The sequence below is a fragment of the Pseudoalteromonas sp. PAR1 genome (assembly GCF_947311895.1).
GTDB classification, from domain to species: domain Bacteria; phylum Pseudomonadota; class Gammaproteobacteria; order Enterobacterales; family Alteromonadaceae; genus Pseudoalteromonas; species Pseudoalteromonas lipolytica_C.
Genome location: NZ_CAMZMY010000012.1, coordinates 39,758 through 65,717, shown reverse-complemented (window position 1 = coordinate 65,717; position 25,960 = coordinate 39,758). Strand labels below are relative to the sequence as shown.

General features: G+C 39.6%; 25 protein-coding genes. 18 read left to right on the top strand and 7 right to left on the bottom strand.

Annotated elements, in window-relative coordinates; translation table 11 throughout:
• Positions 1-55: 55 nt before the first annotated feature.
• The 9 genes from QL229_RS11755 to QL229_RS11715 all read left to right on the top strand — a co-directional run bounded on the left by QL229_RS11755 (position 56) and on the right by QL229_RS11715 (position 6,876).
• Entirely contained in the window at positions 56-535 is a 480-nt protein-coding gene (locus QL229_RS11755) for a hypothetical protein (protein WP_138557112.1), read from the top strand.
• A 134-nt stretch (positions 536-669) separates the two neighbouring features.
• Positions 670-1,581: a hypothetical protein gene (locus QL229_RS11750; protein ID WP_138557113.1), complete on the top strand. Its 912-nt coding sequence runs from the start codon at positions 670-672 to the stop codon at positions 1,579-1,581.
• Entirely contained in the window at positions 1,581-2,057 is a 477-nt protein-coding gene (locus QL229_RS11745) for a hypothetical protein (protein WP_138557114.1), read from the top strand. The genes QL229_RS11750 and QL229_RS11745 overlap by 1 nt, the downstream gene beginning before the upstream one ends.
• A gap of 101 nt (positions 2,058-2,158) precedes the next feature.
• Positions 2,159-2,650, top strand: a complete 492-nt coding sequence (locus tag QL229_RS11740) for a DUF6795 domain-containing protein (protein ID WP_348649193.1) — start codon at positions 2,159-2,161, stop codon at positions 2,648-2,650.
• Between the two features lie 21 nt (positions 2,651-2,671).
• Positions 2,672-3,820 carry a lipase family protein gene (locus tag QL229_RS11735; protein WP_171040396.1) on the top strand — a complete coding sequence of 383 codons (1,149 nt, stop codon included), beginning with the start codon at positions 2,672-2,674 and terminating at the stop codon, positions 3,818-3,820.
• A 132-nt stretch (positions 3,821-3,952) separates the two neighbouring features.
• Complete coding sequence (locus tag QL229_RS11730) at positions 3,953-4,219, top strand: hypothetical protein (protein WP_135926863.1); 267 nt, start codon at positions 3,953-3,955, stop codon at positions 4,217-4,219.
• A gap of 45 nt (positions 4,220-4,264) precedes the next feature.
• Positions 4,265-5,023 (top strand): hypothetical protein, encoded by a 759-nt coding sequence (locus QL229_RS11725; RefSeq protein ID WP_138557117.1) that lies wholly within the window; start codon positions 4,265-4,267, stop codon positions 5,021-5,023.
• A 140-nt stretch (positions 5,024-5,163) separates the two neighbouring features.
• Positions 5,164-5,679 (top strand): DUF6795 domain-containing protein, encoded by a 516-nt coding sequence (locus QL229_RS11720; RefSeq protein WP_281546920.1) that lies wholly within the window; start codon positions 5,164-5,166, stop codon positions 5,677-5,679.
• A 30-nt stretch (positions 5,680-5,709) separates the two neighbouring features.
• Entirely contained in the window at positions 5,710-6,876 is a 1,167-nt protein-coding gene (locus QL229_RS11715; protein WP_138557118.1) for a lipase family protein, read from the top strand.
• Between the two features lie 43 nt (positions 6,877-6,919).
• Here QL229_RS11715 and QL229_RS11710 read toward each other — a convergent pair whose 3' ends face one another.
• Both QL229_RS11710 and soxR read right to left on the bottom strand, forming a co-directional pair.
• Entirely contained in the window at positions 6,920-7,519 is a 600-nt protein-coding gene (locus QL229_RS11710) for a hypothetical protein (RefSeq protein ID WP_249930191.1), read from the bottom strand.
• Between the two features lie 58 nt (positions 7,520-7,577).
• Positions 7,578-8,033, bottom strand: a complete 456-nt coding sequence (gene soxR / locus QL229_RS11705) for a redox-sensitive transcriptional activator SoxR (RefSeq protein ID WP_171040398.1) — start codon at positions 8,031-8,033, stop codon at positions 7,578-7,580.
• Positions 8,034-8,109: 76 nt separating this feature from the next.
• Here soxR and QL229_RS11700 point away from each other — a divergent pair, with 76 nt between their 5' ends.
• Genes QL229_RS11700 through QL229_RS11690 form a run of 3 tightly spaced genes read left to right on the top strand, consistent with a single transcriptional unit; the run spans position 8,110 to position 9,769 of the window.
• Entirely contained in the window at positions 8,110-8,574 is a 465-nt protein-coding gene (locus QL229_RS11700; RefSeq protein ID WP_135926865.1) for an NAD(P)H-dependent oxidoreductase, read from the top strand.
• 47 nt (positions 8,575-8,621) lie between these two features.
• Positions 8,622-9,146, top strand: coding sequence for a DsrE family protein (locus tag QL229_RS11695; RefSeq protein ID WP_138557119.1), 525 nt, complete (start codon positions 8,622-8,624; stop codon positions 9,144-9,146).
• The gene (locus tag QL229_RS11690) at positions 9,146-9,769 is read left to right on the top strand and encodes a GDSL-type esterase/lipase family protein (protein WP_138557120.1); all 624 of its coding nucleotides are present in this window, start codon (positions 9,146-9,148) and stop codon (positions 9,767-9,769) included. The genes QL229_RS11695 and QL229_RS11690 overlap by 1 nt, the downstream gene beginning before the upstream one ends.
• Positions 9,770-9,822: 53 nt before the next feature.
• Here QL229_RS11690 and QL229_RS11685 read toward each other — a convergent pair whose 3' ends face one another.
• Positions 9,823-12,093, bottom strand: coding sequence for a TonB-dependent receptor (locus QL229_RS11685; RefSeq protein ID WP_281546924.1), 2,271 nt, complete (start codon positions 12,091-12,093; stop codon positions 9,823-9,825).
• Between the two features lie 270 nt (positions 12,094-12,363).
• Here QL229_RS11685 and QL229_RS11680 point away from each other — a divergent pair, with 270 nt between their 5' ends.
• The 4 genes from QL229_RS11680 (at position 12,364) to QL229_RS11665 (ending at position 17,748) form a co-directional block, all read left to right on the top strand.
• Positions 12,364-13,371, top strand: coding sequence for a substrate-binding domain-containing protein (locus QL229_RS11680; RefSeq protein WP_138557121.1), 1,008 nt, complete (start codon positions 12,364-12,366; stop codon positions 13,369-13,371).
• A 101-nt stretch (positions 13,372-13,472) separates the two neighbouring features.
• Positions 13,473-14,726 (top strand): MFS transporter, encoded by a 1,254-nt coding sequence (locus tag QL229_RS11675; RefSeq protein ID WP_253040139.1) that lies wholly within the window; start codon positions 13,473-13,475, stop codon positions 14,724-14,726.
• 9 nt (positions 14,727-14,735) lie between these two features.
• The gene (locus QL229_RS11670) at positions 14,736-16,244 is read left to right on the top strand and encodes a trehalase family glycosidase (RefSeq protein WP_138557123.1); all 1,509 of its coding nucleotides are present in this window, start codon (positions 14,736-14,738) and stop codon (positions 16,242-16,244) included.
• A 286-nt stretch (positions 16,245-16,530) separates the two neighbouring features.
• The gene (locus QL229_RS11665; RefSeq protein WP_249930192.1) at positions 16,531-17,748 is read left to right on the top strand and encodes a sugar efflux transporter; all 1,218 of its coding nucleotides are present in this window, start codon (positions 16,531-16,533) and stop codon (positions 17,746-17,748) included.
• A gap of 47 nt (positions 17,749-17,795) precedes the next feature.
• Here QL229_RS11665 and QL229_RS11660 read toward each other — a convergent pair whose 3' ends face one another.
• Together QL229_RS11660 and QL229_RS11655 are read right to left on the bottom strand one after the other, a co-directional pair.
• The gene (locus QL229_RS11660) at positions 17,796-20,198 is read right to left on the bottom strand and encodes a TonB-dependent receptor (protein ID WP_138557124.1); all 2,403 of its coding nucleotides are present in this window, start codon (positions 20,196-20,198) and stop codon (positions 17,796-17,798) included.
• Between the two features lie 152 nt (positions 20,199-20,350).
• Complete coding sequence (locus QL229_RS11655) at positions 20,351-21,571, bottom strand: MFS transporter (protein ID WP_135926872.1); 1,221 nt, start codon at positions 21,569-21,571, stop codon at positions 20,351-20,353.
• Positions 21,572-21,709: 138 nt separating this feature from the next.
• Here QL229_RS11655 and gtfA point away from each other — a divergent pair, with 138 nt between their 5' ends.
• Positions 21,710-23,182 carry a sucrose phosphorylase gene (gene gtfA / locus QL229_RS11650; RefSeq protein ID WP_138557125.1) on the top strand — a complete coding sequence of 491 codons (1,473 nt, stop codon included), beginning with the start codon at positions 21,710-21,712 and terminating at the stop codon, positions 23,180-23,182.
• Here gtfA and QL229_RS11645 read toward each other — a convergent pair.
• Complete coding sequence (locus QL229_RS11645) at positions 23,179-24,210, bottom strand: LacI family DNA-binding transcriptional regulator (protein ID WP_135926874.1); 1,032 nt, start codon at positions 24,208-24,210, stop codon at positions 23,179-23,181. The genes gtfA and QL229_RS11645 overlap by 4 nt on opposite strands.
• Before the next feature lie 130 nt (positions 24,211-24,340).
• Here QL229_RS11645 and QL229_RS11640 point away from each other — a divergent pair, with 130 nt between their 5' ends.
• Complete coding sequence (locus QL229_RS11640) at positions 24,341-25,012, top strand: YoaK family protein (RefSeq protein WP_138557126.1); 672 nt, start codon at positions 24,341-24,343, stop codon at positions 25,010-25,012.
• On the opposite strand, the gene QL229_RS11635 is transcribed toward QL229_RS11640, so the two are convergent.
• Complete coding sequence (locus tag QL229_RS11635) at positions 25,002-25,910, bottom strand: AraC family transcriptional regulator (protein ID WP_135926876.1); 909 nt, start codon at positions 25,908-25,910, stop codon at positions 25,002-25,004. The genes QL229_RS11640 and QL229_RS11635 overlap by 11 nt on opposite strands.
• Positions 25,911-25,960: the final 50 nt, after the last annotated feature.

Below are 25,960 nucleotides of genomic sequence, written 5' to 3'. Positions count from 1 at the left end.
TTAATAATCTATAAACTGAATTCTAGAATATTGAATCTAAAAGCAGGAAAATTAAATGAGTCGCTATGACAATGCTCCTGACCCCTTTAACAAGCCTATAAAAGTGTGTCGGCATTTAAAAAAGAAGGCTGATAGAAGGATGGAAATTGAGCCAGTACCTTACGTTATAGGAATTACTGATGACTATTATACTTGCTCATGGTTATGTAAGGACTGTATTGAGAAATATAATGTACCAAAACAAGGGGTTTTCTTATTTCATCTACCCTCAAGTGATGATGGTGATGAACACTTTGGGTTTCTACGAAACTTAAACTTAGATTTAAATGATATCGAAGGTTGCTTTGATATATTGGGCTTTAAAAATTCGGGCGATTTATATAATAACCCATTTGAGGCTGTTGAAGGAGAGTTGACCGTTTATTTAGATTTAAATACTTTCTTTTTGTTATCTGGAATTACTCCTGTGACTAAAGATGTATATGTACGAGAAACTCTTAAAGTACCATTTGGTTCAGAATTAACCATAAAATGAAAGCTTGGGATACTTTAGTAAATTAATACCATACTATACCCATTAGAGCAGAAGGCTTGAATATACTTCAAATAAAATTTGTAGAATGATTTGGGTGAATTAATAGAAGTTAAATGAAAAGAAAGGATTCAATAATGTTCAATAGTGACTATCATCGATACAAAGAAAGGGGGTTAAGAGCACGCCTTAGTTTTGAAATGGATCAAGAGCGGCTTTTTAAAAGTATCGATAAGATACCTGGCTTGGCAGGTGCCGGGGTTGTATATATAGATTCAAGTTTTACTGTCGTAGAGTTAAGACCTTATAGTGGCACGTCTTTAGCCCCCACCAAAGTAGTACTTCGTGAACAGCCTAGAAATATGAATCAGGCTGAGTTTGCAGGCCATCTTAAAAATAGTCAAAACAATGTACGAGAATCTCGTTTAGTCGGTGAAATTGCTGGCACAGTCTTAAGCTGTAGCGCTGCAGTGTTAGGATGGATCGTTGTATTTGGAAGTGCTGCTGCAATTCCACTCTCTGGAGGGACAAGTTCAGCAGTTACTTATTTGGCTGTAGCAGCAAGTACGGCAAGCTCACTTCAATGTATTAACGGAGGGGTACGAACTTATAACGAAAGCGTAAATCCAGAGTTAAATGATTTGTACGACTCTAAAGAATGGTATCAAAATGTAACCATGGCGTTAGATGTGATTTCATTAGCAGGTGCAGCAGCTGCGGGGGCTGCAACATTAAAAGCTGTGAAATTATTAAAAGCAAATACAAACAAGAGTACAGATGTATTACTAAAAGGGCTTACTCGTAGTGAAAGGAAGCGTTTAACGCAGGATATAATTAGGATGAATCATCCTGGAGTGTCTAATAATATTTTGAAAAGAATGGTCAGAACAGGGCAATTTCCTAAAAGGTATAGTGGACTACAGATTACACAAGCTTTAAAGCTGCAAATCAAAGATGCTGTAGGTGCATCTATTAGCTTTAGCGGAAGTGCATTATCAGGGGGTGTAAACTCTCTTGCTGTTGGAATTTATGAGGAGTTTAGTAAATAGTGTCAAAAAACTATAGAGTGTCGATATTTCCACCTTGGGAATTATTGCGGTCATTTTTATTTGTTACCGTGCTTTTACTTTTGGGAACTGTTTTTTCTGGAATGACTTTCTTAACGCAATATTTTAGTGCCGAGCCTGAATGGATTATCGGTATTTTGTTTTCTGTTGGTACAGCGTTTTGTCTAATAAACTTTAAAGTGAGCCACGGCTCTTATACGTGTGCAAAAATTTTAAAGTATTACGCGTTATTTTTAGCACTTATTTGTATGCCTGCTTTTATATTAATTGATGGAGCTACCTATAAAATAGCTTCTGCTATCAATATCGTATTGATGTTACTCGCGTTTTATATAATTAAAAGTGAAAAATACCAAAACTTAGTTCAATATCAGTTTGATTTTTTTAAGGATATAAAAGAGGCTCGTTCAGCAATTGAGCAAGAAGTGTTCCGCAATAGAAATCAGAATCGAAAGTAATACCATATAATTTTCAGGGATAAAGCATCTTAGCTAAAAACTTATAATACCGAGAAGGTAACAAATTCTTTCAGTCATAAATTAAAGGGAGGTTTAAGTGTATGTTTGGGTTGATAAAAAAATACGACATTCATATGTGCTCTGAGGTCAAGGGTTGTATTTTGAATAATGGAGAGCCGGTAAATGGAGCAAGGATACGTCGTGAGTTAACTTATGCTCACTCAGTTGTTGAAATTGATGAAACGGTAACAGATGCTAATGGCTATTTTTCAATGCCTGAAATTTTAATAACGTCAAAAAAGCCTGGTGATATGTTTGTTCACGATGTTGTATTACAACGCATTACAATTTTAAGTAATGAAGAAGCGTATGTTTTATGGAACACAAAACAACTTGGTATTGAACCATTCAAAGAGATAGAAGAAAAATTACTTACCCTGAATGGAGATTTAAGTTCACAAGAAGTGCGATTCACTTTTCCCAATAAGAAAAACCCGAGTTTGGAATTCGATGGGTTAAGTATTTGCAGGTGGGAAAATGATTTTGAAGTTTTTGAACTTGAGGATGATGGAACACAATTTTTTAGTAGTTAACTTTTCTATTTAAGGATGAATATGAAAACGTTGAGCCCAACATTGGCAGTTAACCTTGCCGAATTTGCTTATGAAAGTCTTACAGGTAAGTTAGATGTACCTATAGTTCTGGCAAAGCAGTTTCTTTTTAACAGTAAGTCATCACTAAAAGGGGTTACTGGAACCTGTTTGGAGCATGTTTTAAATCATAGTAGTGGCTTTGGGTATATTGGTGAAGGAAGAAACGGTGGTATTTATGAAAATGAAATTGTCATTACTTTCCGTGGTACTGCAGGCATTGCTGACACACTAACAGATTTACATTGCGGAATGACGGTGGGGCCAAACTATAAAGCCGTACATGCAGGTTTTAATCGTACTTTTGAATCTATTAAACCACAATTATCAAAAATACTCAGTAAATTAGGTAGCAGACCAGTTCATTGTGTCGGTCATAGTTTAGGCGGAGCAATTGCAACATTGGCTGCTAATTGGATTAAGGCGCAATTTAAGGTGCCGGTAAAGTTATACACATTTGGTGCTCCTAGAGTCGGTTGCAACCCATTTGCGATTCAAACTGAAACAAATTTAAATGGTATTTACCGTGCAGTACACAGGAGTGATCCTGTCCCTATGGTACCTGTTTGGCCATTTGTACATGCTGGGAGCGAGTATAGGCTTAGTACTTGTGTTTCTTTAACGGGGGCTGCTCACAAAATGGCAGGGAATGCACCAGGTTATATTAATACCGCATCTCGTTACCCAGACTATAAAAGTATGGAAAGAGGCTCATTATCTAATTTGACGATGACACGTTTAAAGTATGTTAATCGCCATCATGCATCATTTAATGCTCACTGGGCAGATAAAATCACGAGCGCACTATTAACGCTCTTACGAGAGAGTGGCAAAATAACTAGCATATTAGCGCAAGGTGTCGTTGCTGGTACTTTGACTATATATGATGCTTTAGCGCGTAGCTTGGTTGAAATATCAAAAATGTCCTCGAAATATGCAGAAGATTGTAAAGGGGTGCTAGGCCATATACTTAACTTTGTTGGTAAGTCTGGCGTTACTTTGGTTGATATTACCTATTCCAAAGTGAAGAAAATACTTTATTGGATGCTAGAGAAACTCAATCAGTTAGTAATAGCAGCAGTAAAAGTATCTCCTTATATTGGAATTAGTTAAACAAGGTCATATTGTATGAAGCCCATATACGCTAATTTAAAACTCATGGGCTTTATTCACCTATTATAAATCAAGAAGTTTAATCTCACAGCAAGGAGCTATAAACGCTATTAAATGCGCTATAGAAACAGTATGGAACAACAACATCAACAAACACTCACTCAACTAGTTAACGATGTTTATAACAAACCGGACTTAATCGAAGAACATCAGGTTCTTATTCAACCCTTATTAAAAGACTTGCTAGCCAGTGCGCCAGCGGGCTTTGAGGGGATGGCTACGATGATCCATAGTCATTTAGTTAATGGCCTAAAATCCACCAATCCAAACATTCAAAAGTTTGAACTTGAGTCAGGACTTTTAAAGCTTAAGCCTTATTTTCAAAGAATTAATCAGTAATCTACAAAAGTCAGAGTTTAGGTAAACAAAGAACAAGGAAGGTTTATGTCATTAATGAATGCGTGCATTTTTATGCTGCTGTTACAGCCATTGTTTATTTACTTTGCGTTATTTGCAAAAGAAGTTGATCTTAATGAAGACTCGCAAGATTCAACTGTCATGCTATTTAACTTTGGTCTTTTGGGTATCACGCCTAGTGTTGCTTATTTTTACATGGAGCAGTTTTGGTTCGCAGTTGGGATGTTAAGTGGCGTCACACTATTAGGTTTAACACTCGCTAAAACTTTAGAGTCAAAGGGCAAAAGGCCATTGGATATCATCCTAACTTTGCGTTTTGTGACGTCGTGGCTGCTTATTTTTGGCGTTATATATTGGTTAATTTCATTATTTACAGACTCACCAGAAGTTCAGACAACAATTGCTGATACTGATCAGTTAGTTGAGCCATTTTATCAGCTATTTTGGCCTTCATTTTACTATTTAGGTTTAATGGTTTTTACATTTTTACTTAAAGTACTCGAGTTTCGCTTTCAGTTAAAGCCAGCATTATCAGGTACTTTCTTGATACTTGCGGCTGCGTTAATAGGTATATCTCCACTCGTTGATGGCAGTTTTATTCTTGGCTTGTTTATAAATATAGCCATATTTTTTATTTTCTGCTCAATGTGTATAGCAATTGATAAAGTAAATGATCCCTCTGGCGGCGCTATTGCTTTCTTCTATGCATATGTATTATCAATGGGAATAGGATTAGCTATTATCGTGAAAATTATATATGCAGTGTTTTTTAGTACTCAAGTCTGATTTTTTAACCTTGCAAGTAGGTTTATTTATCAGTTATTATTTGTATCTGTTTTGTTTTTTTATTCTGCGTGAATTAATAATGTATAAATCAGCATAATAAGGTTTTTGTTGCCATAAATTGCATTGCAAGGAGGCTTGGTGTGTTTTCATCAAGGATTAGTCATTTAGCTATATTAATTGCTACGTTATTTTTTTTATTCACTACAACACAGGTATTTGCGAATATGTTTGGTTTCTTTAATAAAAGTGATTTTATTTTGTCTGCTCCTGTAAAAGGGCAGTTATTTGATGATGGAAAACCTGTTGCAAATACCAAAGTGATGCGTTCACTTACTTACGGTGATGAATATATCGACGAAACAGTAACTGATGAACAGGGCTATTTTACGTTTTCAGAAAAAACAATTAAAACCAGTAAGCCAGCTAACATGTTCGATAATGACTCATTGGTACAGCACATTTATTTAGAGAATGGCACGCCAGAGGGAATAGTATTGTGGTATACACTTGTTTCACTTCATGAAAACAGTAAAACCCTCAAACGATTACTTGCTGATTTAAAATGCGATATCTCTAAAGAGCCACAAACATACGATATTCCTATCGAAGAAGATACAAGCCATACTTTTGCGATTTATACATCATGTAAACTTTAACCTAAAACGACTCATACAAAGGGAACTTATATGAATACCTTGACGCCTACTCAAGCGGTGCAACTCGCTGAGCTTGCTTATAAAGCAAAAAGTATTAAAACAACAAATTTACTTAATCACTCATTGCATGCATCTTTGCGAAATAATTTTAATTTCTCAATTAACCCAAGTGCTGTACAAGGTGTGTCGGGTGGGTTTTTCTCTCATTTATTTGGCTTAAGCACAGGCTTTGGTTTAGTTGCACACGGAAAAAATGAGTTTCAAGGTGATTCTGTTATCACAATTCGCGGCACAGCCTCTTTAAGAGATGGTTTAACAGATGCAAACTTCGGTTTAAGTGGTGGTTCAAACGGTAGTATGGTTCATGCGGGGTTTAATAAAACGTTTTACACCATGAAGCCGGGCCTGCAAGAGTTTGTAACAGCAAATATACGTGACAAAATAACAGGATGCGTACATTTAGTTGGCCATAGCTTAGGTGGTGCACTTGCAACGTTAGCGGCAGATTGGATCAAAGCTGAATATTCGTTACCTGTAAAGCTGTATACATTTGGTTCTCCTCGTGTTGGTCTAGATAACTTCTCAAGAGCCGCAACAGGCAGAATCGATAAGATTTATCGTTGTACTCATGGTGCCGATCCTGTCACTAAAGTGCCGTTATGGCCATTTTCTCATGCTCCTTATAAGGGCCAAGAAATTCGTTTAGACAGCGGGCAAGGTTTAAAAGGTGCTGCCCACAAACTCAGTGGTACACCTGGCTACATCAATACCGCAAATAGTAATGATTGGGGTAACCTGACTATTCGTGCGAATCATTATCTAAATACACCTGTGCGTTTAAATTTTGAAGATCGTAATCAAGCATCATTCAATTCACATTGGGCAGATAAATTAGGTGCGGCGCTTGTTACCTTATTAAAAGACGCTGGTTATTACAGTGCTGTTGCAGCACAAGCAGCGATTGGAACAGGCCTGACATTTTACGACATGCTTGCTCGAACTTTAGATAAAATAGCGAAAGCATCAGCATCATTTGCTGCACAAACACTAGGCCTCATTGGTCATATGTTGGTCTTTGCTGGCAAAGTTGTTAGCAAAGCCGTAGAACTAACATACAGTGTTATTAAGTGGGCTTTTGACTCGACTCTTGGTGCTCTTTATCGCGCCGCAAAAGACGGCTTAAATGGCTTAGATTAATAACAAAGTGGGCATGCTGAATAGCATGCCCACTTTGTTATTTTTAGTTTTCTTTTAATGAGCTTATTTGTATTCCATTCTTATTCAGCTCATTTTGTAGCTTTAATGCACTGCTTTTTAAGTTTGGTAGCGTCTTGTTATTTATGATATCGACCTCTTCATTTAACAGCTCTGAAGCATGTTTAGCCGACATTTTTCTACTGATTGCTGCATCAATTATAAATTGACTTTTGTTATAAAAACGACGAATTTCAGTTAAGAACTCACTAGGCGTTTCTAAAGTTGTGGGGGAATATTGCATGGTCTGCCAAATATACTTTTCGATTGTTGGCTTGTTATATTCAAGTTCGGACTTAGGCGGGCTTTTTGCTAGTAAGTTAGCAAATTTTTTGAGATGTTCAGCATTATCTTTAACTTCATCATATAGAGAGGTTCTAAGATAATAATTATCTTCCATTTTACTGAATGAGTCGAATTTTAAAGCTTGCTCTAAACCACTTTGGGCTGCAAGATAAACCCCAAAAATAGTTGAAAAAACGAGGAATAATTGGTTTAGCCAAAAGCCAATACTTTTTAGCTCTTTATTATCAACGGTTTTAAATGCGGTGGTTATCTTTGGGGTATTTTTATTTCCTATATCCATTATTAAATTCCTTTTATTATTTTTACTTAGTATTTCACAGCTGTTTAATTTATAAACTTTAATCTCTTTCTAAAAGCACAGCGCCGCTGTGCTCTTCACCTAAATAGTCGTCTTTGTTGTAGATAGGGCATTTTGCCATTGATAAACAGCCGCAGCCAATACAACCGTTAACGCGCTCGCGTAAACGCTGCATGTATTGAATTCGTTCATCTAGTTGAGTTTGCCATACCTTTGAAAGAGCTGCCCAATCTTGTTTAGTGGGTGTACGCTGATCAGGTAGGGTGCTTAATGTTTGTTTAATGTTTTCAAGGGTTATGCCCATAGTTTGTGCAGCTTTAATTACAGCAATTCGGCGCAATACATCGGGTTTATAGCGGCGCTGATTACCATTATTTCGCCAGCTGCGAATAAGCCCCTTCGACTCATAAAAATGCAAGGTTGAAACTTTTACGCCACTGCGTTTTGCGACAAAGCCAACAGATAGGTTTGCATCAATAAGTTTTTTATCTGCCATAATTTGCTCCAAGGTATTGACCTAAAGTTAGCTTGAGGTTTTACGCTGCGCACATCATAAAAAAGGAGTGATAGTAATGCAACAAAAACCAACAACAAATACGGTAATTATTTATTCAAGTGCGCGAAAACAGGGTAACACGAGCTTACAAGTTAATGATTATAAAACGCAATATGGTGGCGATGTGGTATGCCTAGATGACTATGTTATTTCGCCTTATTGCTATGACAAGCAATATAAAAATGATGATTTTTATGCGGTATTCGAAGCGCTGTTAAATTATCAACATTGGGTGCTTGCATCACCAGTATATTGGTATAACACCACACCGCAGTTTAAAGCATTTTTAGACCGGATCACTGATTATATGGATGATGAAACGCTAAGGCCAAAACTGAGAACACTGCGTGAAAAGCAGTTTTCATTGCTGTCAAATGCAGGTTCTGCACACGCACCTAACGCGTTTATCGAGATGTTTAAAAACACCTTCAATTACTTAGGAATGACCTTTAAAGCGCATCAACATATTGATGCTAGTTAAACGCGTCTAAACAAGGTAGGCTAAAGTAAAAAACAACAGGAACTTTCATGAAATCAACACTATTAGGTTTATCTTTAGCCTTATTATCTTCGTTTAGTTATGCAGAGCAAGCTGAGCCTGCTATCAAAGGTTTTGGTTTTTATTATGATGTGCCAAACCATGCAGAAATCTCTGATCAAACGGTTTTCAAAGTGGCGTTTGATGTAGCTGATGCGGCAAAAAAAGGGGCGCAGAATAACAAAATGAACTCATTAGCAAGGTTCATTAATATGCATATAGCCCATGGTGTGAAGCCTGAGAACATTCAACTTGCTTTAGTTGTACATGGTGGCGCGAGTGTTGATGTACTGGAAAACAGTTTTTATAAACAGCGCTTTGACAGTGACAATAAAAATCAGCAATTGATCTCACAATTGTTGGCACATAATACCGTTGTGTATGTGTGTGGGCAGTCTGCAACGCACATGAAAGTAAAGCAGCAACAGCTTATTCCTGGTGTGCAAATGGCATTATCAGCAATGACGGCGCATGCACAGTTGCAGCAGCAAGGTTACACACTGAATCCATTCTAATGAATATCTTATGTTTCGGTGATTCAAACACCTATGGTACTTCCCCCGTCGATGGTAAGCGCTTTGCTGCTGATGAGCGCTGGCCTAGTTTACTGGGTATTAAATTAGGTGCCGGCTATCAAGTTATTGAAGCTGGCCAGCCTAATCGCACGCTGGTGAACGACCCGCCTTTCAGTGGCGATAAACTGGGTATTAAGTACTTAGAGCCTTACCTAGCGGCTTACCATTTAGATGTGATTATTATTCAGCTTGGCACTAATGATTTAAAGCGCCGTTTTGCGCTCTCGGTTGCTGATATTGCCAAGGCACTAGAAGCCCTCATCTCAAACATAAAGAAATATTATCTACATCGAGACTTACCCAAAATTATAATACTAAGCGCTCCTAGGGTTTATGAAGTTGGCGCATATCAATCTATTTATGCGGGAGCGGCTGCAAAGTCTAATGAGCTAGTTAAGGCTTTTTCTGAACTGTGTGTGAAACAGCAAACGCTGTTCCTGGATATCACAGCAATAGCTCCGCCTTGCCAGCAAGAAGGTATACATTTAACCCTTGAATCGCATCGAGCTATTGCAGAGCATTTGCTAGAGTTACTAATAAATGAAAAAAGCCACAGGTTTTAACAACTCAGTGGCTTGGGTATTGATTTTACAATCAAGGGATTAGGGAGTTATTTTTAAAACTCGTAGCTAATACTTAAGCGTGTAGTACGCGGCATAATGTAACGACCATTCGGTGCATCAGCATTACGAGGGTCACCTTCTGTTATGCCTTGTTCGTCAGTTAAGTTATCAACCGCTAACTGCACTTTAATACCTTCCATAGGTTCAACAATTAAACCTATGTCTACTTTTTCGTAACCTTCTAAAGTAACTGAGTTTTCGTTGTTTCCGTAGCGGTCATCAACCGCTGAGATTGTGCCGTACAAGGTTGCATACATGTCACTAACTTCAAAGTCATAGCTTGGTGTTAAACGTACTTGCCATTTTGGCTGACGCTGACTTTCGTTGCCTTCGTTAGTTGGGCTTTCTGTTATTTCAGTTTCTTGAAGCGTTGAGTTTAAGTTAACTGAGAAACCAGATTCATGGTTGTAGTTATAATCAAGCTCAATACCGTATGCTTCGTTGGTTAAAATTTCAGATGGGTCACCTGGTCGACGATTAAATGTGTCACCTTTTACTTCGTTAGTGAAGAATGTTGCGTAAAAGTCGGTGCTGTCTGTTAATAATTTATAACCAAACTCGGCTTGTGTTACCTCTTTAATTAGCTTTTCGCCATTTTGGTAAGCACCATAGTTATCACGGAAGTCGTCGAAGTAAGGCATTTTGTAACCACGGTTTACACGAGCAAATACGCCCATGTCATCGGAAATTGAGTAGTTAATACCTGTTGTCCACGATGTTTTGCTTTCGTCATATTGAACAGACTGAGTGATCACACCGTCAAGACCTTCATCAACTGAGTATTCCACTTCATGGTTTTCAAAACGAATACCTGCATCAAGCGTAAAGTCATCGTTGAATTTATATTGAGCTGTTGTGTAAAACGCATTGGTGCGTGCATCACCTGTTGAATTGATATCGTAGTTAAAGCCACAACCATCAACACTTGCATTACATTCGAAACCGTCTAGCATTTCGCCACCTGCTTCAAGCACGTGATACGCTACATTGCCTAAGCTCCACCAGTCATTTGCTGATGTGCTTGCTGTGTAATAACCAAATGCCAGCGATAGATTATCAAGCTTTTTAGCAAACGCTAAATCATTGGTGAATGCGCTGATCTCTTTTAATGCCACCCAACGGCCAACTTTTTGCACCGCCGTGTCTGCGCCGTATTCTGTGCCAGTTACTGCACCTGTTACTGGACCTGTTATCGTTTCACCGGTTTCAGCAGCTGTTTCAATCGTTGTTGCAGAGCCTGCCGGTACTAAGCCGTATGTGTTAGCATCACCCTTGGTGAAGTTAAAGCGATCTGTAAAGCTCCAGCCGTTATCAAATTCAAGTTTGATACTACCGCCAGAAACATGACCTTTCCAACCACGGCCTTTACCTAAGTCGATTTGTCGTTCGTCATTATTTGGGCCTGTGTAAATAGTTGCTTGGCGATTTAAAGTACCTAGTTGCGTGTACTCAGCATCAATACCGTCAACATTCAGTGGTGTTGGTAAGTACCAAGCACCGTGGTCATCTGTTTGACGGGTGTATAAATTAATGGTGCCGTTTTCTAACTCTTTTGTGATATTAATAGTGAACTGGCTGCCTTTTTCTGATGTGAACCCAGCATCACGAATACCTGGTGAGCTTTTAACATAACCACCCACCATAAAGTATAGATCATCAGAAATCTCACCACTTACCACAGCATCAAGTCGCTGCAAGTCATAATCTGAGGTCGTGTATTTGAAAACACCTTCGGTGTATTCACCACCACGCTTTAAACGGAAATTCGTTGTTAAACCAGGCTGGCCGTTTGATACAACAGGGTTTGGACCACCACGCAGTGCTTCCATTGTTTCAATGGTTTCATCTAAACGGAATAACGACGAGTTTTCTAAAAATGATAAAGTTGGTGCAGGGTAAATTGGTGAGCCTTCAAGGCTCAATGTTAAAAATGGCGCATCGCCACCACCGGGAAAACCACGCACAAACACGTTTGCGCCAGATTCACCACCTGAACTTTCTACCCACACACCTGGTACGGCTTTAAACAAGTCAGCTGTACTTTTTGGCGATAGTTTAACAATTTGATCGGCATCAATGTTTGTCACGGCGTAACCAGCGTCGATTTTACGAACACCGATACCGGCAGGTGTGCCCGATACGACAATTCGTTCTACTTTTTCATTTGCTGATTTTTGCGGCTGTTCTTCGGCCATTGCAGTTTGGCCACTGATTGCTAGCAGGATTGCAGAGGCTAATGCACTGCGAGTATATGTTGTTGTCATCATTGTGTGTTCCCATTTCCTTTTGTGTGTAAAGCAAGTTATTGAAACGATTTTTGCAATTGTTAATGCCTTGCTTTTTTAAACCATAAAGATCAATGCAAACGTTTGCAAATGGTTTTTATAACTTTTTGTTGTAAATTTGAACACAGGATTAGAGTATGAAATGCGTGCTACTGAAAAAATATTATCTGCTGAAACGCAGCGGTTTAGTTAAAATGATGTTATATTGCTGGCACATATTCTAAGGACAGCACCCAGTGTTTTAGCATTATGAATGAAAAAAAATTGAAGCTCGCTGATCTGGCTAAATTAGCAGGGGTTTCGACATCAACTGTGTCTCGCGCCCTGAATGATAACCCATTGATTAAAAAGGAAACAAGGGTAAAGCTTCAACGCTTAGCCAAGCAGCATAATTTTAGTTTAAACACTGCTGCAAGTCGTTTACGAACACAAAAAACCAATGTTGTTGCCGTGATAATTAACCTAGATGGGGACACCGAGCAGTCTATAAATGACCCTTTTCTACTTAAAGTTGTTGGCGAAATTAATCTTGCATTGAATAAATTTGGCTTAGAATTGCTGCTTTCAAACTCATTTATGGCGAGCGACGATTGGGCCAACTACTTCATAAATAGTCGTCGTGCTGACGGTCTTATAGTAGTTGGGCAGGGTAAGAATCAAGCAAATATCGAAGCTGCAGCAGATGCTGGAGTGCCCCTAGTGGTTTGGGGAGATCCTAAATCGCCCAGCAATTACCCTATTGTAGGGAGCGATAATTATTTAGGTGGTCGGCTTGCTACTGAGCATTTATTGAATAAAGGAGCCAAGAATATTTTGTTCTTAGGCGATCCAGGGCATGCCGAAATAGGTGAGCGCCACCGAGGTTATTTAGATGCGATAGCGAGTGCGAAAGCCACACCTCATGTGGTTTCTATTGATATTACAAGCGGCGCTTCTTACAAAAATATAAATAAACTCTTGGTTGAAAAAGGCCTATATTTTGACGGTATTATGGCATGTAGCGATATGGTGGCACTTGGCGCTATGAAAGCGTTAAAAGAGCGTTATATTAGTATTCCAAATGATGTCGCTTTAGTCGGTTTTGACGATATCGCAATGGCAGATATCAGCCATCCTTCCTTATCAAGTATTAAACAGAATACGCAGCGTGCCTCAGTTATTCTTGTGGAAAAATTAATAGCGCAGTTTTCGGGGCAAACAACCACCTCTCAAGTTGTTGATATTGAATTAATTTGTAGACAATCCAGTCAGCGTTGATTTGGGGTGTTGTTAAATATTTGTTTAAATGCGTTTGCAAACGTTTGCATTTACTTGATTGCTAAACTAGACTAAATAAAAATAATCTTAGGTTTGAGTGAATGAATCCGATCAGAATAACAGTCGCATTGGCGTGCAGCTATTTTGTATTTGCTATTATGCTAAACAGTGTCGGTACTGTTATTTTGCAAGCAATAAATAGTTTAGGTGTGACTAAAACAGACGCATCCGTTTTAGAGGGTTTTAAAGACTTAAGCATAGCAATTGTTTCATTCTTAGTTGCGTCGTTTATTCCTCGGGTTGGTTATAAAATCGCGATGTTGGCTGCCTTAGTTTTTGTCGCTGTTATGTGTTTAGTTGTACCAACAATTGCACAGTTCTGGATACTAAAGGCACTGTTTGCAGCAATTGGTTGTAGCTTTGCAGTGATGAAAATTTCTGTTTATTCAGTGATTGGCCAGGTAACAGACAGTGCTAATAAGCACTCAGCGTTGCTAAACACCATTGAAGGGGTGTTTATGCTAGGTGTGTTAGCAGGCTATTGGATCTTTGCTTTATTTATCGATCCAAATGATGTGCAGAGCACTCACTGGTTAAACGTGTATTATTTGCTTGCCTTGATTGTTGCCGTAGCCTTTTTAGCTGTTTTCACAGCACCAATTAAATCACCTGAATTAAAGGGCTCGCACTACTCACAAATTCACGCGTTTATTGACATGCTAAGGCTTGCGTATAAACCGTTGGTGTTAATTTTTATTATCAGTGCCTTTCTTTATGTATTAATCGAGCAGGGAGTAGGTACTTGGTTACCTACTTTTAATAATCAAGTTTTAATGCTCCCCGTTGATGTAAGTATTCAACTAGCAAGTATATTTGCTGCGGCGCTTGCGCTAGGTCGCTTGGTTGCTGGTCAATTACTGCGCTATCTAAATTGGTTTAGTATATTAATCAGTTGCTTAATGTCTATGGCTGTGCTGGTTTTACTTGTATTACCTATGACGCACAACGTTGATGGTAGCCAAGTAAAAACAATATTTGATGTACCACTTGCTGCATTCATGTTACCCCTGATTGGCTTTTTTATGGCACCGATTTATCCGGTACTTAACTCAGTTATGTTGAGTTCATTGGCTAAGTATCAGCACGCAGCAATGACAGGACTGATAGTTGTTTTTTCTGCTCTTGGAGGGACTACTGGCTCAATTATTACAGGGTTGGTATTTGATAAATTTAGTGGCCAACATGCCTTTTATTTAACTTTGGTACCTATTGCATTGTTATTGGTGAGTGTTTCAGTGTTCAAGAAACACACGTTAAAACCTCTTTCTCATACAACTTCTTCAGCTGAACAATAAAGGGTATTTATGAGCTTTCTTGATAGTCAATTATTTAAAGATGTGCAGTTAGAAGAGGTGTTTGCCGATTCTAAGATGTTTGCTGATGCCATTCCTAATTTGTCTTGGCAAAGTGCTTGTGAATTATATTTGCTCGTTGGACCTTTGAGAGGCGAGGAGCTTCGTGAGTTCGTAATGACTCATTTTATGTTTGCCGACCAAACAATCCCAACAGCCAAAATAGATACTTCTTCAGTACAACAGTATATTGCTGATTTATGGCCTCACTTACACCGCAGTGCAGATACAGACTTATCAAGCTCATTGTTACCGCTGTTTTATGACTATATTGTGCCTGGTGGACGTTTTCAGGAAATATATTATTGGGACAGTTATTTTACCGCATTAGGCCTTGAGGATATTGGTGATCTTGCAACGATAGAAGCAATGGTAAATAACTTTATTGACCTACAAAATCGTAATGGTTGCATACCAAATGGTAATCGAATCTATTACAGTAGTCGTTCACAACCACCTGTATTAGCACTCATGCTTACTATGCTTTGGAAAGCTAAATATCAGCATCAGGATGATTTAACTTGGCTTGCAAGTGCTATTGAAGCTTTAGAGTCTGAGTATCAATTTTGGATGCAAGATTGTAGCGAATTATCAACGCAAACACCTTTAATAAAGCGAGTTGTAAGAATGCCTGATGGCGCAATTTTAAACCGTTATTGGGATAGCTCTACAACTCCTCGACCTGAATCATTAAAAGAAGATTTACACGATGCTGAAGGTCTCGATGAGGTACAAAAGTTAAGTTATTTTCAACATATACGAGCGGCATGCGAGTCAGGATGGGACTTCAGTAGTCGCTGGCTTGTAGATCATCATGATTTAAAAACGATTGAAACCACCAATATCGTCCCAGTTGACCTAAACTGTTTGCTTTATAACCTTGAAAGAACACTTGGAGACTTTTATCGACTGCTGGGTAAGGATCAAAAATGTCATTCCATAGAAGAATTAGCCGCTCTTCGTTTGCAAGCAATTGACCAATATTGTTGGCATAGTGAGGCTGGGGTATATCGAGATTTTAATATTCGTTTAAATCAGCAAAGTGAGGTTGATTCATTGGCAACAGCGGTGCCGTTGTTTGTTGGCGCAGCGTCTGCTAGGCAAGCCGAACAGGTAAAGCAAAAGCTGATGTCAGAGTTTTTAAAACCGGGTGGATTAGTAACAACCTTATGTAGTACTTCACAACAATGGGATAGCCCTAATGGCTGGGCTCCTCTGCAGTGGTTTGCTGTAAAAGGGCTCTTTGATTATGGTTATGTTAGTGAAGCGCAGGCAATTATGAAAAATTGGTTGAGCATGATTGAAATGCGTTTTACTGAAGATAAGTGCTTATTAGAAAAATATAACGTTTGTGATTTAGTTAGTCGAGCCGGTGGCGGTGAATATACTGTGCAACAAGGGTTTGGCTGGACAAACGGGGTGACATCTCGCTTTTATAAATTACTAAATAGCACGCTTTAAAGGTATTGGTTTATCACTTCAAGCAATTCTCGCAGCTGTAAGTATATTGCGAGTTCAAGCTGTATCTCTTAAGTTGTTACAGTCATAGTACAGCTTAAGGGATAACCCTATTGGCAAGTAACTGTTTGTTCTTAACAGTTAATTGTCTCTTCTTAAAAGCATAGCTTCATTATGCGAAACTCCTTCTCTATTATTTGTATTACAAAATGAAAATTACAGCAAAGCTGTGTATAATCTGCGCCCTTTAATTTGTTTATTAAATTGTCGTTTTGATGTGGGGTTGTTGGTGAAAGCATTGCTTAAACAGCATGGTGTAATTTTTATTCTTCTAAGCATGCTAACGGGATTAATGGGGGCATTCGTTAACCCTTTGATGAGCTTATTCATTATAGAAGGGCTGCAGACACCACCCGTTTATTTGGGTGTTTATATGGTAGCAGTAACTATTACGGGGTTAATTATTAGTCAGTGGCTGGGTGGTATGGCTGATAAAGGAACTAGTGCACGTAAGTTATTTATGGTGGCTGTATCAGGTATGGTGTGTGCGTTAGTGACCTTTGCTAATGCCACTGCATTTTGGCAAGTGTTACTTGCGGGCGTGTTATTTCTAGCTATGGGAAATGCAGCAATTCCGCAAATGATGACCGTGGCAAGGCAATGGGCAGGGCGTCAACAGAACATCGACATCACCAGTTTTAATTCGCGTTTACGTGCCGCTATTTCTTTTGCTTGGGTGGGCGGCCCGCCGCTTGGCTATTTGTTAGCCTCGGGAGGAGAGTTTAGCCGCTCGTTTTACTTTGCTGCAGCGTGTGCATTGGTTGCGCTTATCTTTGCATTTAAGTTCATTCCTGACTATAGCGCTAAAAAGTCACAACATAGCTCAGAGCCAGCAGCCGCTGCGAGTTTATCATTTTGGTTGCTAGGCTTAGCTATTATGCTTGGCTCAACGGGCAATATTATGTATTCATCGGCACTGCCGCTCTATAGCATTACTGAACTAGGATTTGCTGAGCATACGCCTGGGCTATTTATGGGTGTTGTGGCACTGTTAGAAATTCCTATCATGCTGTATGCGGCAAAGCTTGCTAAAAGATACAGTAAGGTTTCGATGCTTGTAGTCGCATTTTGTTGTGCCATTGTATTTTATTTAGGGGTGTTTTTTGCCACACAGGTATGGCATTTAATCGCGCTGCAAGTTTTAAATGGCCTGTTTTACGGTATTTTTGCGGGCATTGGTTTAACCGTATTACAAGATCAGCTACCAGAGCGTATTGGGTTTACCTCGGCGTTTTACACGAACGCGATTAAATTAGGGGTTATGTGTGGGGCAGGGGCAACAGGAGTTATTGCACAGTTTCACAGCTTTAGATTTGCAAGCCTAGGTTCAATGCTTGCTGTAAGCTTAGCTTTAGGCTGCTTAATACTGTTTAGTTATGTGAAAAGAAAAGAGCAACAACCTAGTCTTATACAAAGCCCTTTTGTTGCTGTTACTAAGAATACATAAAACGCAAAAAGCCCAGTAAATACTGGGCTAAAGAGGGAGGAGAGGTATTAATAAAAAGAATATTTTAAAGTAAGCGACGTTGTACGGCCGTTAATAGTACGGGCGCGAATAATGTCGTTATCTGGTACAGAGCCTTCTTCTGCTTCTGTGATACCTACGGTGTCGAACAGGTTGTTCACGTTAAGCGATAGGCTTAAGTTTTCAGACAGGTTGTAACTTACAAAGCCATTCACTTGTGTATAGCCATCAAATTTAAGATCGTTACTGTCTTGTGCGTAAGCATCCGTTGTACCAATAAAGCTCAGGCCAGCAGCACCTTTGTCAAAGTTGTAAGTTGCCATTAATGAGTAGATTAGGTCAGCTTGACGACGTGGTGTATTACCAACTAACTCTGGCGATAACGCATCTTTAGCAATTTCTGCATCTGTCCAAGTAAAGTTACCACGGAAGTCCCAATCACCAACGTAGTACGTTGATTCAACCTCAATACCTTTTGCTTCGTACTCGCGGTCAAAGAATTTTTGTGATGTTGCTTCAAAGTTTTGCTCTTCAGTTTCTGCGTAGAATGCTGTTGCAAATACTGATAGTGAATCAAAACGTTTTTTCACACCGAACTCATATTGATTTACTTCATCAATTGCATCGGCTTCGGCAACTGAACCATCAGCTTCTACTTTACCGAATAGTAAGCGGTCTGCATTTGCGCGGCCACCTTTACTTAAGCGGGCAAATGTCGCGAAACTTGGGTCAATTTGGTAGTTCGCACCAATTGAGTATGAGCTGTAGTGCCAGTCGTAGTTAACAATGCTTGGATTTGCGTTATCAATACCAACAACATTTTGCTCTGGAATTGAGATGGTACCGTCGCCGTTCATATCAATCGTAGATGTAACTGCACCTGCGTAGTTGCCACGTGCTTCGCCTGAATCATAGCGAGCACTTGCATCAATGCTTAAATCGCCAAACTTAGTTGCTAAGTTAATGTAAGGTGCACGCGTTTCGTATTCTGTGTCGTAGTTACGTTGACAGCAGTTACCCCAGTATGGAGTACCATAAGCGTACAAGCCATTATCAGAGTAGCTATCGCCATTAGCAGCGGTAACATCAAGTAATGCTGCGTTGTCGCCTTTTAGCTCCATAACATACGAGTTCCAAAGCCAAGACATATCAATTGATTGGCTTGATGCAAAGTAACCAAAAGTAACACTAGTGTCATCAGAGAACGACTTAGTTAACTTAAGATCATTAACAATTGAACCCATGTCATTTAGCGTTACATCGAATGTGTGAATACGCATTGCTAAATCGTCATCGCCGTAAGCTTCGCCTGCTGAGCCACCATTTGCATAAACAAGTGATGCACCATCACCAGCAATGCTAGAGGCAATAGAGCTTGCAGATGCAACTTCAGCTGGAATAAGAGAAATAAAGTTACCGCTCACTGACGATGTTCTAAAGCGGTTTTCGATACGCCAGTCGTTTTCTAAATCAAATGCCGCTTCAAAACCGACTGAGGTAACAACCGGATTCATACCGTCGGTCATATCGCCAGTACTAATTTGGTTATCGCCATTTAAACGCAGAGTTTGTGTGAAAAGTGCTGAATGCGGCGTATCTGATTGCGAATCAAAGCCTGGGATTGAATCGCCATCTGAGTACATTGGCATAGGTAGGTAACCTACGCTTTTATCATCAAGGTGCTTAAAGTAAACACGAACATAACCGGCATCAAATTCTTTAGTCAGGTTTGCCTTAATTTGGCCACCTTTATTTGATGTATAACCGGTTTCACGTGGGCCTTCACCTTGGCGAACAAAGCCACCAATGTGGTAGCGCACACTGTCGTTTAAATACGTACCATACTCAAAGTCAGTACGGATAGAGTCATAATCAAGGCCAACCGTGGTTGATACGCTACCTGACTCGTTCTCACCCGTTTTTGAAATAAAGTTGATGATACCGCCTGGTGCGTCACTTGCTGCTGTCGAAGCTGAGCCACCACGGATTGATTCAACACTTTGTACTGTTGAATCTAAACGCATGAAGATATCTGCATTACCAAAGGCAATATCGCCAAACTGCATAACAGGTAAGCCATCTTCTTGTAGTTGCAAGAACTTAGCACCACCCGATGCAACAGGTAAACCACGTACTGCGATATTCGCGTTACCTTCACCACCTGTTGATTCTGAACGAACACCCGGGATTGTTCTGAATGCTTCTGCTGTAGAGCGTGGTGTTGATACTTCAATTTCTGCTAATGTAACACTGCTAACCGATGAACTTGATGCCATAATCGTTGTACGGCGCGGTACACCTGTTACGACGATTGTTTCAAGGCCGCTTTTTTTAGCCTCTGCTGGTTGTGCTTGCTCTTCGGCGTGTAAGTTTTGGCTTACTGCTAGCGCAAGCGCGCTTAATGTGTAAAGGGCATGTTTGTGTGTTGTCATAATGTGCCTCGTGTCAATCCCAGATGGTTTGTTGTCTAAATTGTTATCTTAATCGATTAAGTAAAGATAACAATAATTTTACACAGTGCAAGTCTTTTTAGCGAAAAACTTGCACAATTTATGTTCGATAATTGATTTTTAACGATTTTTATTTAGTGGCTTAATGCACTGTGCTGCGCTAAAGCTTGCTCAGCAGGGTTGCGTAAGTAGTTATATAGCATGGCTAAAAACAGTAAACATGCGAAACCTGTTGCGAGATAAAACCCATAACGAATGTGGCCAAAGAAATCACTGATCATACCCATAAGTAGTGGGGCTGCAGCTGCAGATAATGCAGTGAAAAACAGGATGACCCCAGCTACCGCACCGTGCTGCTGAACGGCAAAGCAAGAAATACCTTTCGAGTTTAAGGTTGGGTAAATCATTGACATAAACAGACCTGATAAGGGTAATAAGAATATTGCCCAATCAACACCACCAAATATTAAGCCTAAATAACATAGTGCGATCCCTAAGCTTAAATACAGCATCGCCGCTTGCCAGCTTAAGTGATTTAACAGCCATACCGCTAAGAAACGTCCCGCAGCGCGTAAAATAAAAAATAAGGTCAATGCGTAGGTTGCCAGTAATTGCCATGGGCCAGTGTAATCGCCAAGTAGAGTAGGCATCCACACATAAATAGCCACTTCGGTTGCTACATAAAGGGCAATCGCTAAAGAAAAGCCAAGTGCGTAAGGGTTTTTCATCATGCTCATAGTGGTGGCAAGGGAGGCAGGTTTTGCGTGTTCTTCTTGCTTTTTAGGTTTAGGGTAATCTGCACGCCAAGCTATAATGGTTAAAATTAAGCATAAAACCCCTGCAATAACATATAGGTAAGTCCAGCTAACTTTTTGCGTAATTAAAAAGCTCACTAAAGCAGGGCCTACGATAGCACCGATACCAAAAAAGCCTTCGACTAAATTCATGGTTTTTGTGTGCTCTAAATTGTTTTTAGAGATATCACCTAACAATGCTAAAGCACCTGTTTTGAATAAACCAATAGCAAGGCCAATACAGCTAAGTAGCACTACAAATATGCTAAAGCTGCTGCTTATCGCGAATAAAAAACAACTAATCGTAAATAAACCCAGGCCCAACATTATCGTTTGTTTACGGCCAAAACTGTCGGCAAGAAATCCTAAAAATAGGCCACTAAAAGCAATCAGTGCCATTGGGGCATAATGGAATGCACTGGCTTGTGTCATGCTGAGGTCAAATTCTTTTATTAACTCAGGAATGATCATACCAACCGCATCAGAGGTCATGGCAAACATAAAAAACATCATGTATGTCAACCATCTAATCATTTGCAAAGGATCGTGTGTTCTATTCATTGTTGTATCCTCATGTGAAGGCTTACACCTTTACTATGTATCTTAGTGTATAAAAGTTGTAAAAACTGCTTGAATAATTTGCTGTCGTGGTTAAAGATATATCTTAATCGATTAAGTTTCAACTTGGTATTAACAATTATGATCAACAATAAAGTGCAATTAATCACCTACGCAGACCGTATTACCGGTCAAGGTATTGATGAATTAAGTAATTTATTAAATGGCCCACTTAACAATGTGTTTGCAGGTGTACATTTGTTGCCATTTTATAATCCGATTGATGGCAGTGATGCTGGCTTTGATCCTATTGATCATAGTGAAGTAGACTCGCGTCTTGGTAGCTGGGAAGACATCAAAGTGCTTGGTGCAAACTATGATTTGATGGCTGACTTGATTGTTAACCATGTTTCAGCACAGTCGTTTCAATTTAAAGACGTGCTAGCAAAAGGCAAACAATCTGAATTTTGGGATTTATTTCTAACCAAAGACGATGTATTCCCAAATGGCATGTCGGAGGCTGAACAAAAAGCGATTTATCGTCCGCGTCCAGGTAGTTGCTTTACACCAATTAAATGTGGAGATGGCCAAACCTATGATTTTTGGACCACATTTACCGATAACCAAATTGATATTAATGTGAAATCAACAGCAGGCATTGAGTATTTAAACACTGTACTTGGCAAATTTGCTGATAATAATGTCAACATCATTCGTTTAGACGCCGCTGGTTATGCTATCAAAGAAGCAGGCACTAACTGTTTTATGCTGGACGAAACATTTGAGTATTTAAATAAGCTTTCAGCACAGGCAAATGATGCTGGTATGGAGACTATTGCCGAAATTCATAGCCATTATCAAACTCAGGTAGCAGTCGCAAAACGTGTAAATATGGTATATGACTTTGCACTTCCACCGCTTATTTTGCACAGTTTATTTAGCAATGATGCGCAAGCATTGGTGAATTGGCTAACAATTTCACCGCGTAACTGTTTAACAGTGCTTGATACTCATGATGGCATTGGCATTATTGACGCAGGTCCAATGGGTGATAAACCAGGCTTACTAAACGCCGAGCAAATTGATAACTTGGTTGAAACCATTCATGAAAAAAGTGATGGGCAAAGTCGCCTTGCAACAGGGGCTGCAGCCAGTAACGTTGATTTATATCAAGTAAATTGTACGTATTATAATGCCTTGGGTGCAGATGACTTTGATTATCTATTAGCGCGTGCGATTCAATTCTTCGCGCCAGGTATTCCACAAGTTTATTATGGCGGTCTGTTCGCTTGTGAAAACGATATGGAATTACTGGCACGTACAAATGTTGGCCGTGATATCAATCGTCCTTATTTAAATGCACAAGATATTGAAGCTGCTCTAGCAAAACCTGTGGTTAAAGGATTGATTAAACTTATTCAATTACGAAATGAGCACCCAGCTTTTAACGGTGAATTCACAGTGAACGGTGAAGGCAGTGTGTGTCGTTTAAGCTGGCATGATGATACCAGCTCAATTGAGTTAAAAGTCGACTTTACTAGCCGTGAAGTGTTCATTGTCGATCACCGCGACAGCGAACAAAGCATAGTTGATTTGGCTGACTTTTTAGCTTAACTACTTTGCCCCAATTGCAGTTGATAGTCGATTTCGGCTGTTTGCTGCTCTTTCGATAAAAATAAGGTCGCTGCTAAGCGGCCTTTTTCTTCGCTGTTTTGGTGAACAGTCGTAAGCTTTGGCACAAATCGTTGTCCTTCATCGATGCCATCAAAACCAACAATTCTGACATCTTCTGGAATAGATAAGCCCATTTTTAATGCTTCACGCATTGCAGCAAGGGCGATTAAATCACTCATACACAACAAAACGTTTGGTCTTGGTGTGCTGCTAAGCGCTTCTTTGGCGGCAATACTAGCAAAACGCTCACTACTTTCTGGAATATTCCATGTTCTATCATCACCAAGGGTGATGCCAGCATCACTGATTGCTTGGTGATAACCGCGTAGTCGCTGATGAGCGATAGACTGACCAGCTTCAAACTCGTGATGCTCGTAAACTCGGCATAGTACGTCGTTATCAAGTAAGCGCAGCCCTAAAATTGCCACCCGATCATCATTTTTTTGGAGTGCGTGTTTAGCAATATCAAAACTGGCTTGTTGGTTATTAACGTTTACCGAGGCATCGCGACCGATATTAAAATCAACCGTCACCACATGTTTTGGTACTTGTTTCAATTGTTCAACAAGTTGCTTATTACGAGGGCGGCCATAACAGATAAAGCCATCTACAAAATCGACTACGCTATTTAGGTTATTGCTATTACCAGAAAATAATAAAAGGTTAATGCCATTTTTTTCGAGTACCGCCGATACGCCCCGCATAAAGCTGCTAGCAACCGGATCTGATACCATGTATTCAACACTGTCTGGCAACACCAAGGCAACAATATTAAAGGTCCCTCTGCGCAGCGATTGCGCCGCTTTGTTAGGGCCAAAGTAGCCGAGTTTTTTACAGGCAGCCAAAATCTCCTCGCGGCGAGATTTTGATAGTTGATCAGGGCGGTTAAACGCATTTGATACGGTGGCATTTGAAACGCCTAACTCTTGGGCAATACTTTTTAGCGTCCAATTTTTTGGCTTGGGCATTATCGTCACTTAATCGATTTACTTACCTGTAAATTACCATATAAAGAGTCGAAAAAAAGTGTTTTTAGTCATAAAAATAGGCGTACCATAAAAGAATGAGAGAACAGGTCATAAAAAAGGTAAAGAGCGAGTGATTTCTAAGTTACCGAAGTGGGTTGAAGTAGGCGCATTTATTTTGGCATTGGTTGCCGGATGTGTGAATGCGGTTGGTTTACTTAGCTTTGAGCATCAAGCGGTATCGCATTTATCGGGAACAGCAACCTTGCTTGGCGCAGATCTTATGCATGGCAATAGCCTTGATGCTTTACATTTATTAGGCGTATTACTGTCATTTTTAGTAGGGTCTGGTATTGCTGGGTTTTTACTGCACAGTTCAGCACTTAAGTTAGGGCGTCATTACGATACCGCACTATTTATTGAGGCAGGGTTTTTACTCGGTGCACTTTGGTTACTGTGTAATGGCTCTGGCTACGGACACTTTTTAGCTTCTGCGGCATGTGGGTTACAAAATGCATTGGCAACAACTTACAGCGGCGCAATTGTTCGCACTACCCATGTAACTGGTATCTTTACCGATTTAGGTATTATGTTTGGTCGAGTTTTCCGCGGCGAGGCGCTTGATCAACGTAAGGCTAAACTGTTTGGCCTAATCATTTTAGGCTTTATCTTTGGTGGCTTAGCTGGGGCATGGTTATTTGCTAAATTAAGCTTTGCAGCGCTTTATGTGCCAAGCGCCATTTGTATATTGTTGGCATTTACCTATCGGGTTTATTCTCATCGAAACCCTAAAATTAATGATTAGCGATACTTTTGGGGGTTGCGCCAAAGGCTTGTTTAAACACACGACTAAAATGGCTTGGGTTATTAAAGCCTAACTGATAACAAACTTGGCTAATCGCTTCACCTTTTTGAAGTAGTTTATACGCTTTTTGTAAGCGTAATTGCTGTTGCCAAAGAGCTGGCGTAACACCAAACGCTAGCTTAAATTGCTGATAAAACTTACTGCGGCTCATACACGCTATCTTACATAACACATCAATATCAATATTCTCAGCAAGGTGCTGTTCAATATAACTAATTACATGGCTTAGTGGGGTTGCAAGCTTGCCTTGTTTACAGCTTGCTATCATTAAATCTCGGCTTTGCTGCTGTAACAGGCGGGTTATCAGTTCATTGAGTGATAAATCAATTAAGTAATCCCGGTGTTGCTCATTTTCACTAAACAGGGTGATCATCCGTTCAAGTAGTTGTTGAGTTTGTTGGTTATGCTGGGCATGAACTAGCTTTGCTTGATATTGGAAAAAGTCATCCTGTGTAATTTGTTGGTTAAAATTAAGAGCATCAACTACTTGGCTTATCTTATCGGTACTGATTTCAATCGCTAAACAGGTTGTTGGTTGATTAAGAGACGCATTAGGGAAATCGATTAACACCCCTTGCTCTGGAGCAAGCACAAATGACTGGTTTGGCAAAAATTCTTCATGATAATCACTGTCGGCAACATGCATGATTTTTTTGCCGCTGATCATGCCACAAAATAGTAACTCAGTTGAATGTAAGGCCACTTTTTGCGCATCTAAATAGGTGTCGTAAATACTTAACTCGGCATGTTCGCCAGCAAAACTAACTTTATTTTCAATAAGCACATCAATACGTTGTCGTTTTTTATCTAAACTTCTGTTGCTAACTGATGTGTTCATTGTTGCCTCGCTGTTGCCCTAAATTCTGGACAAATAGTCAAAAAGTCTGG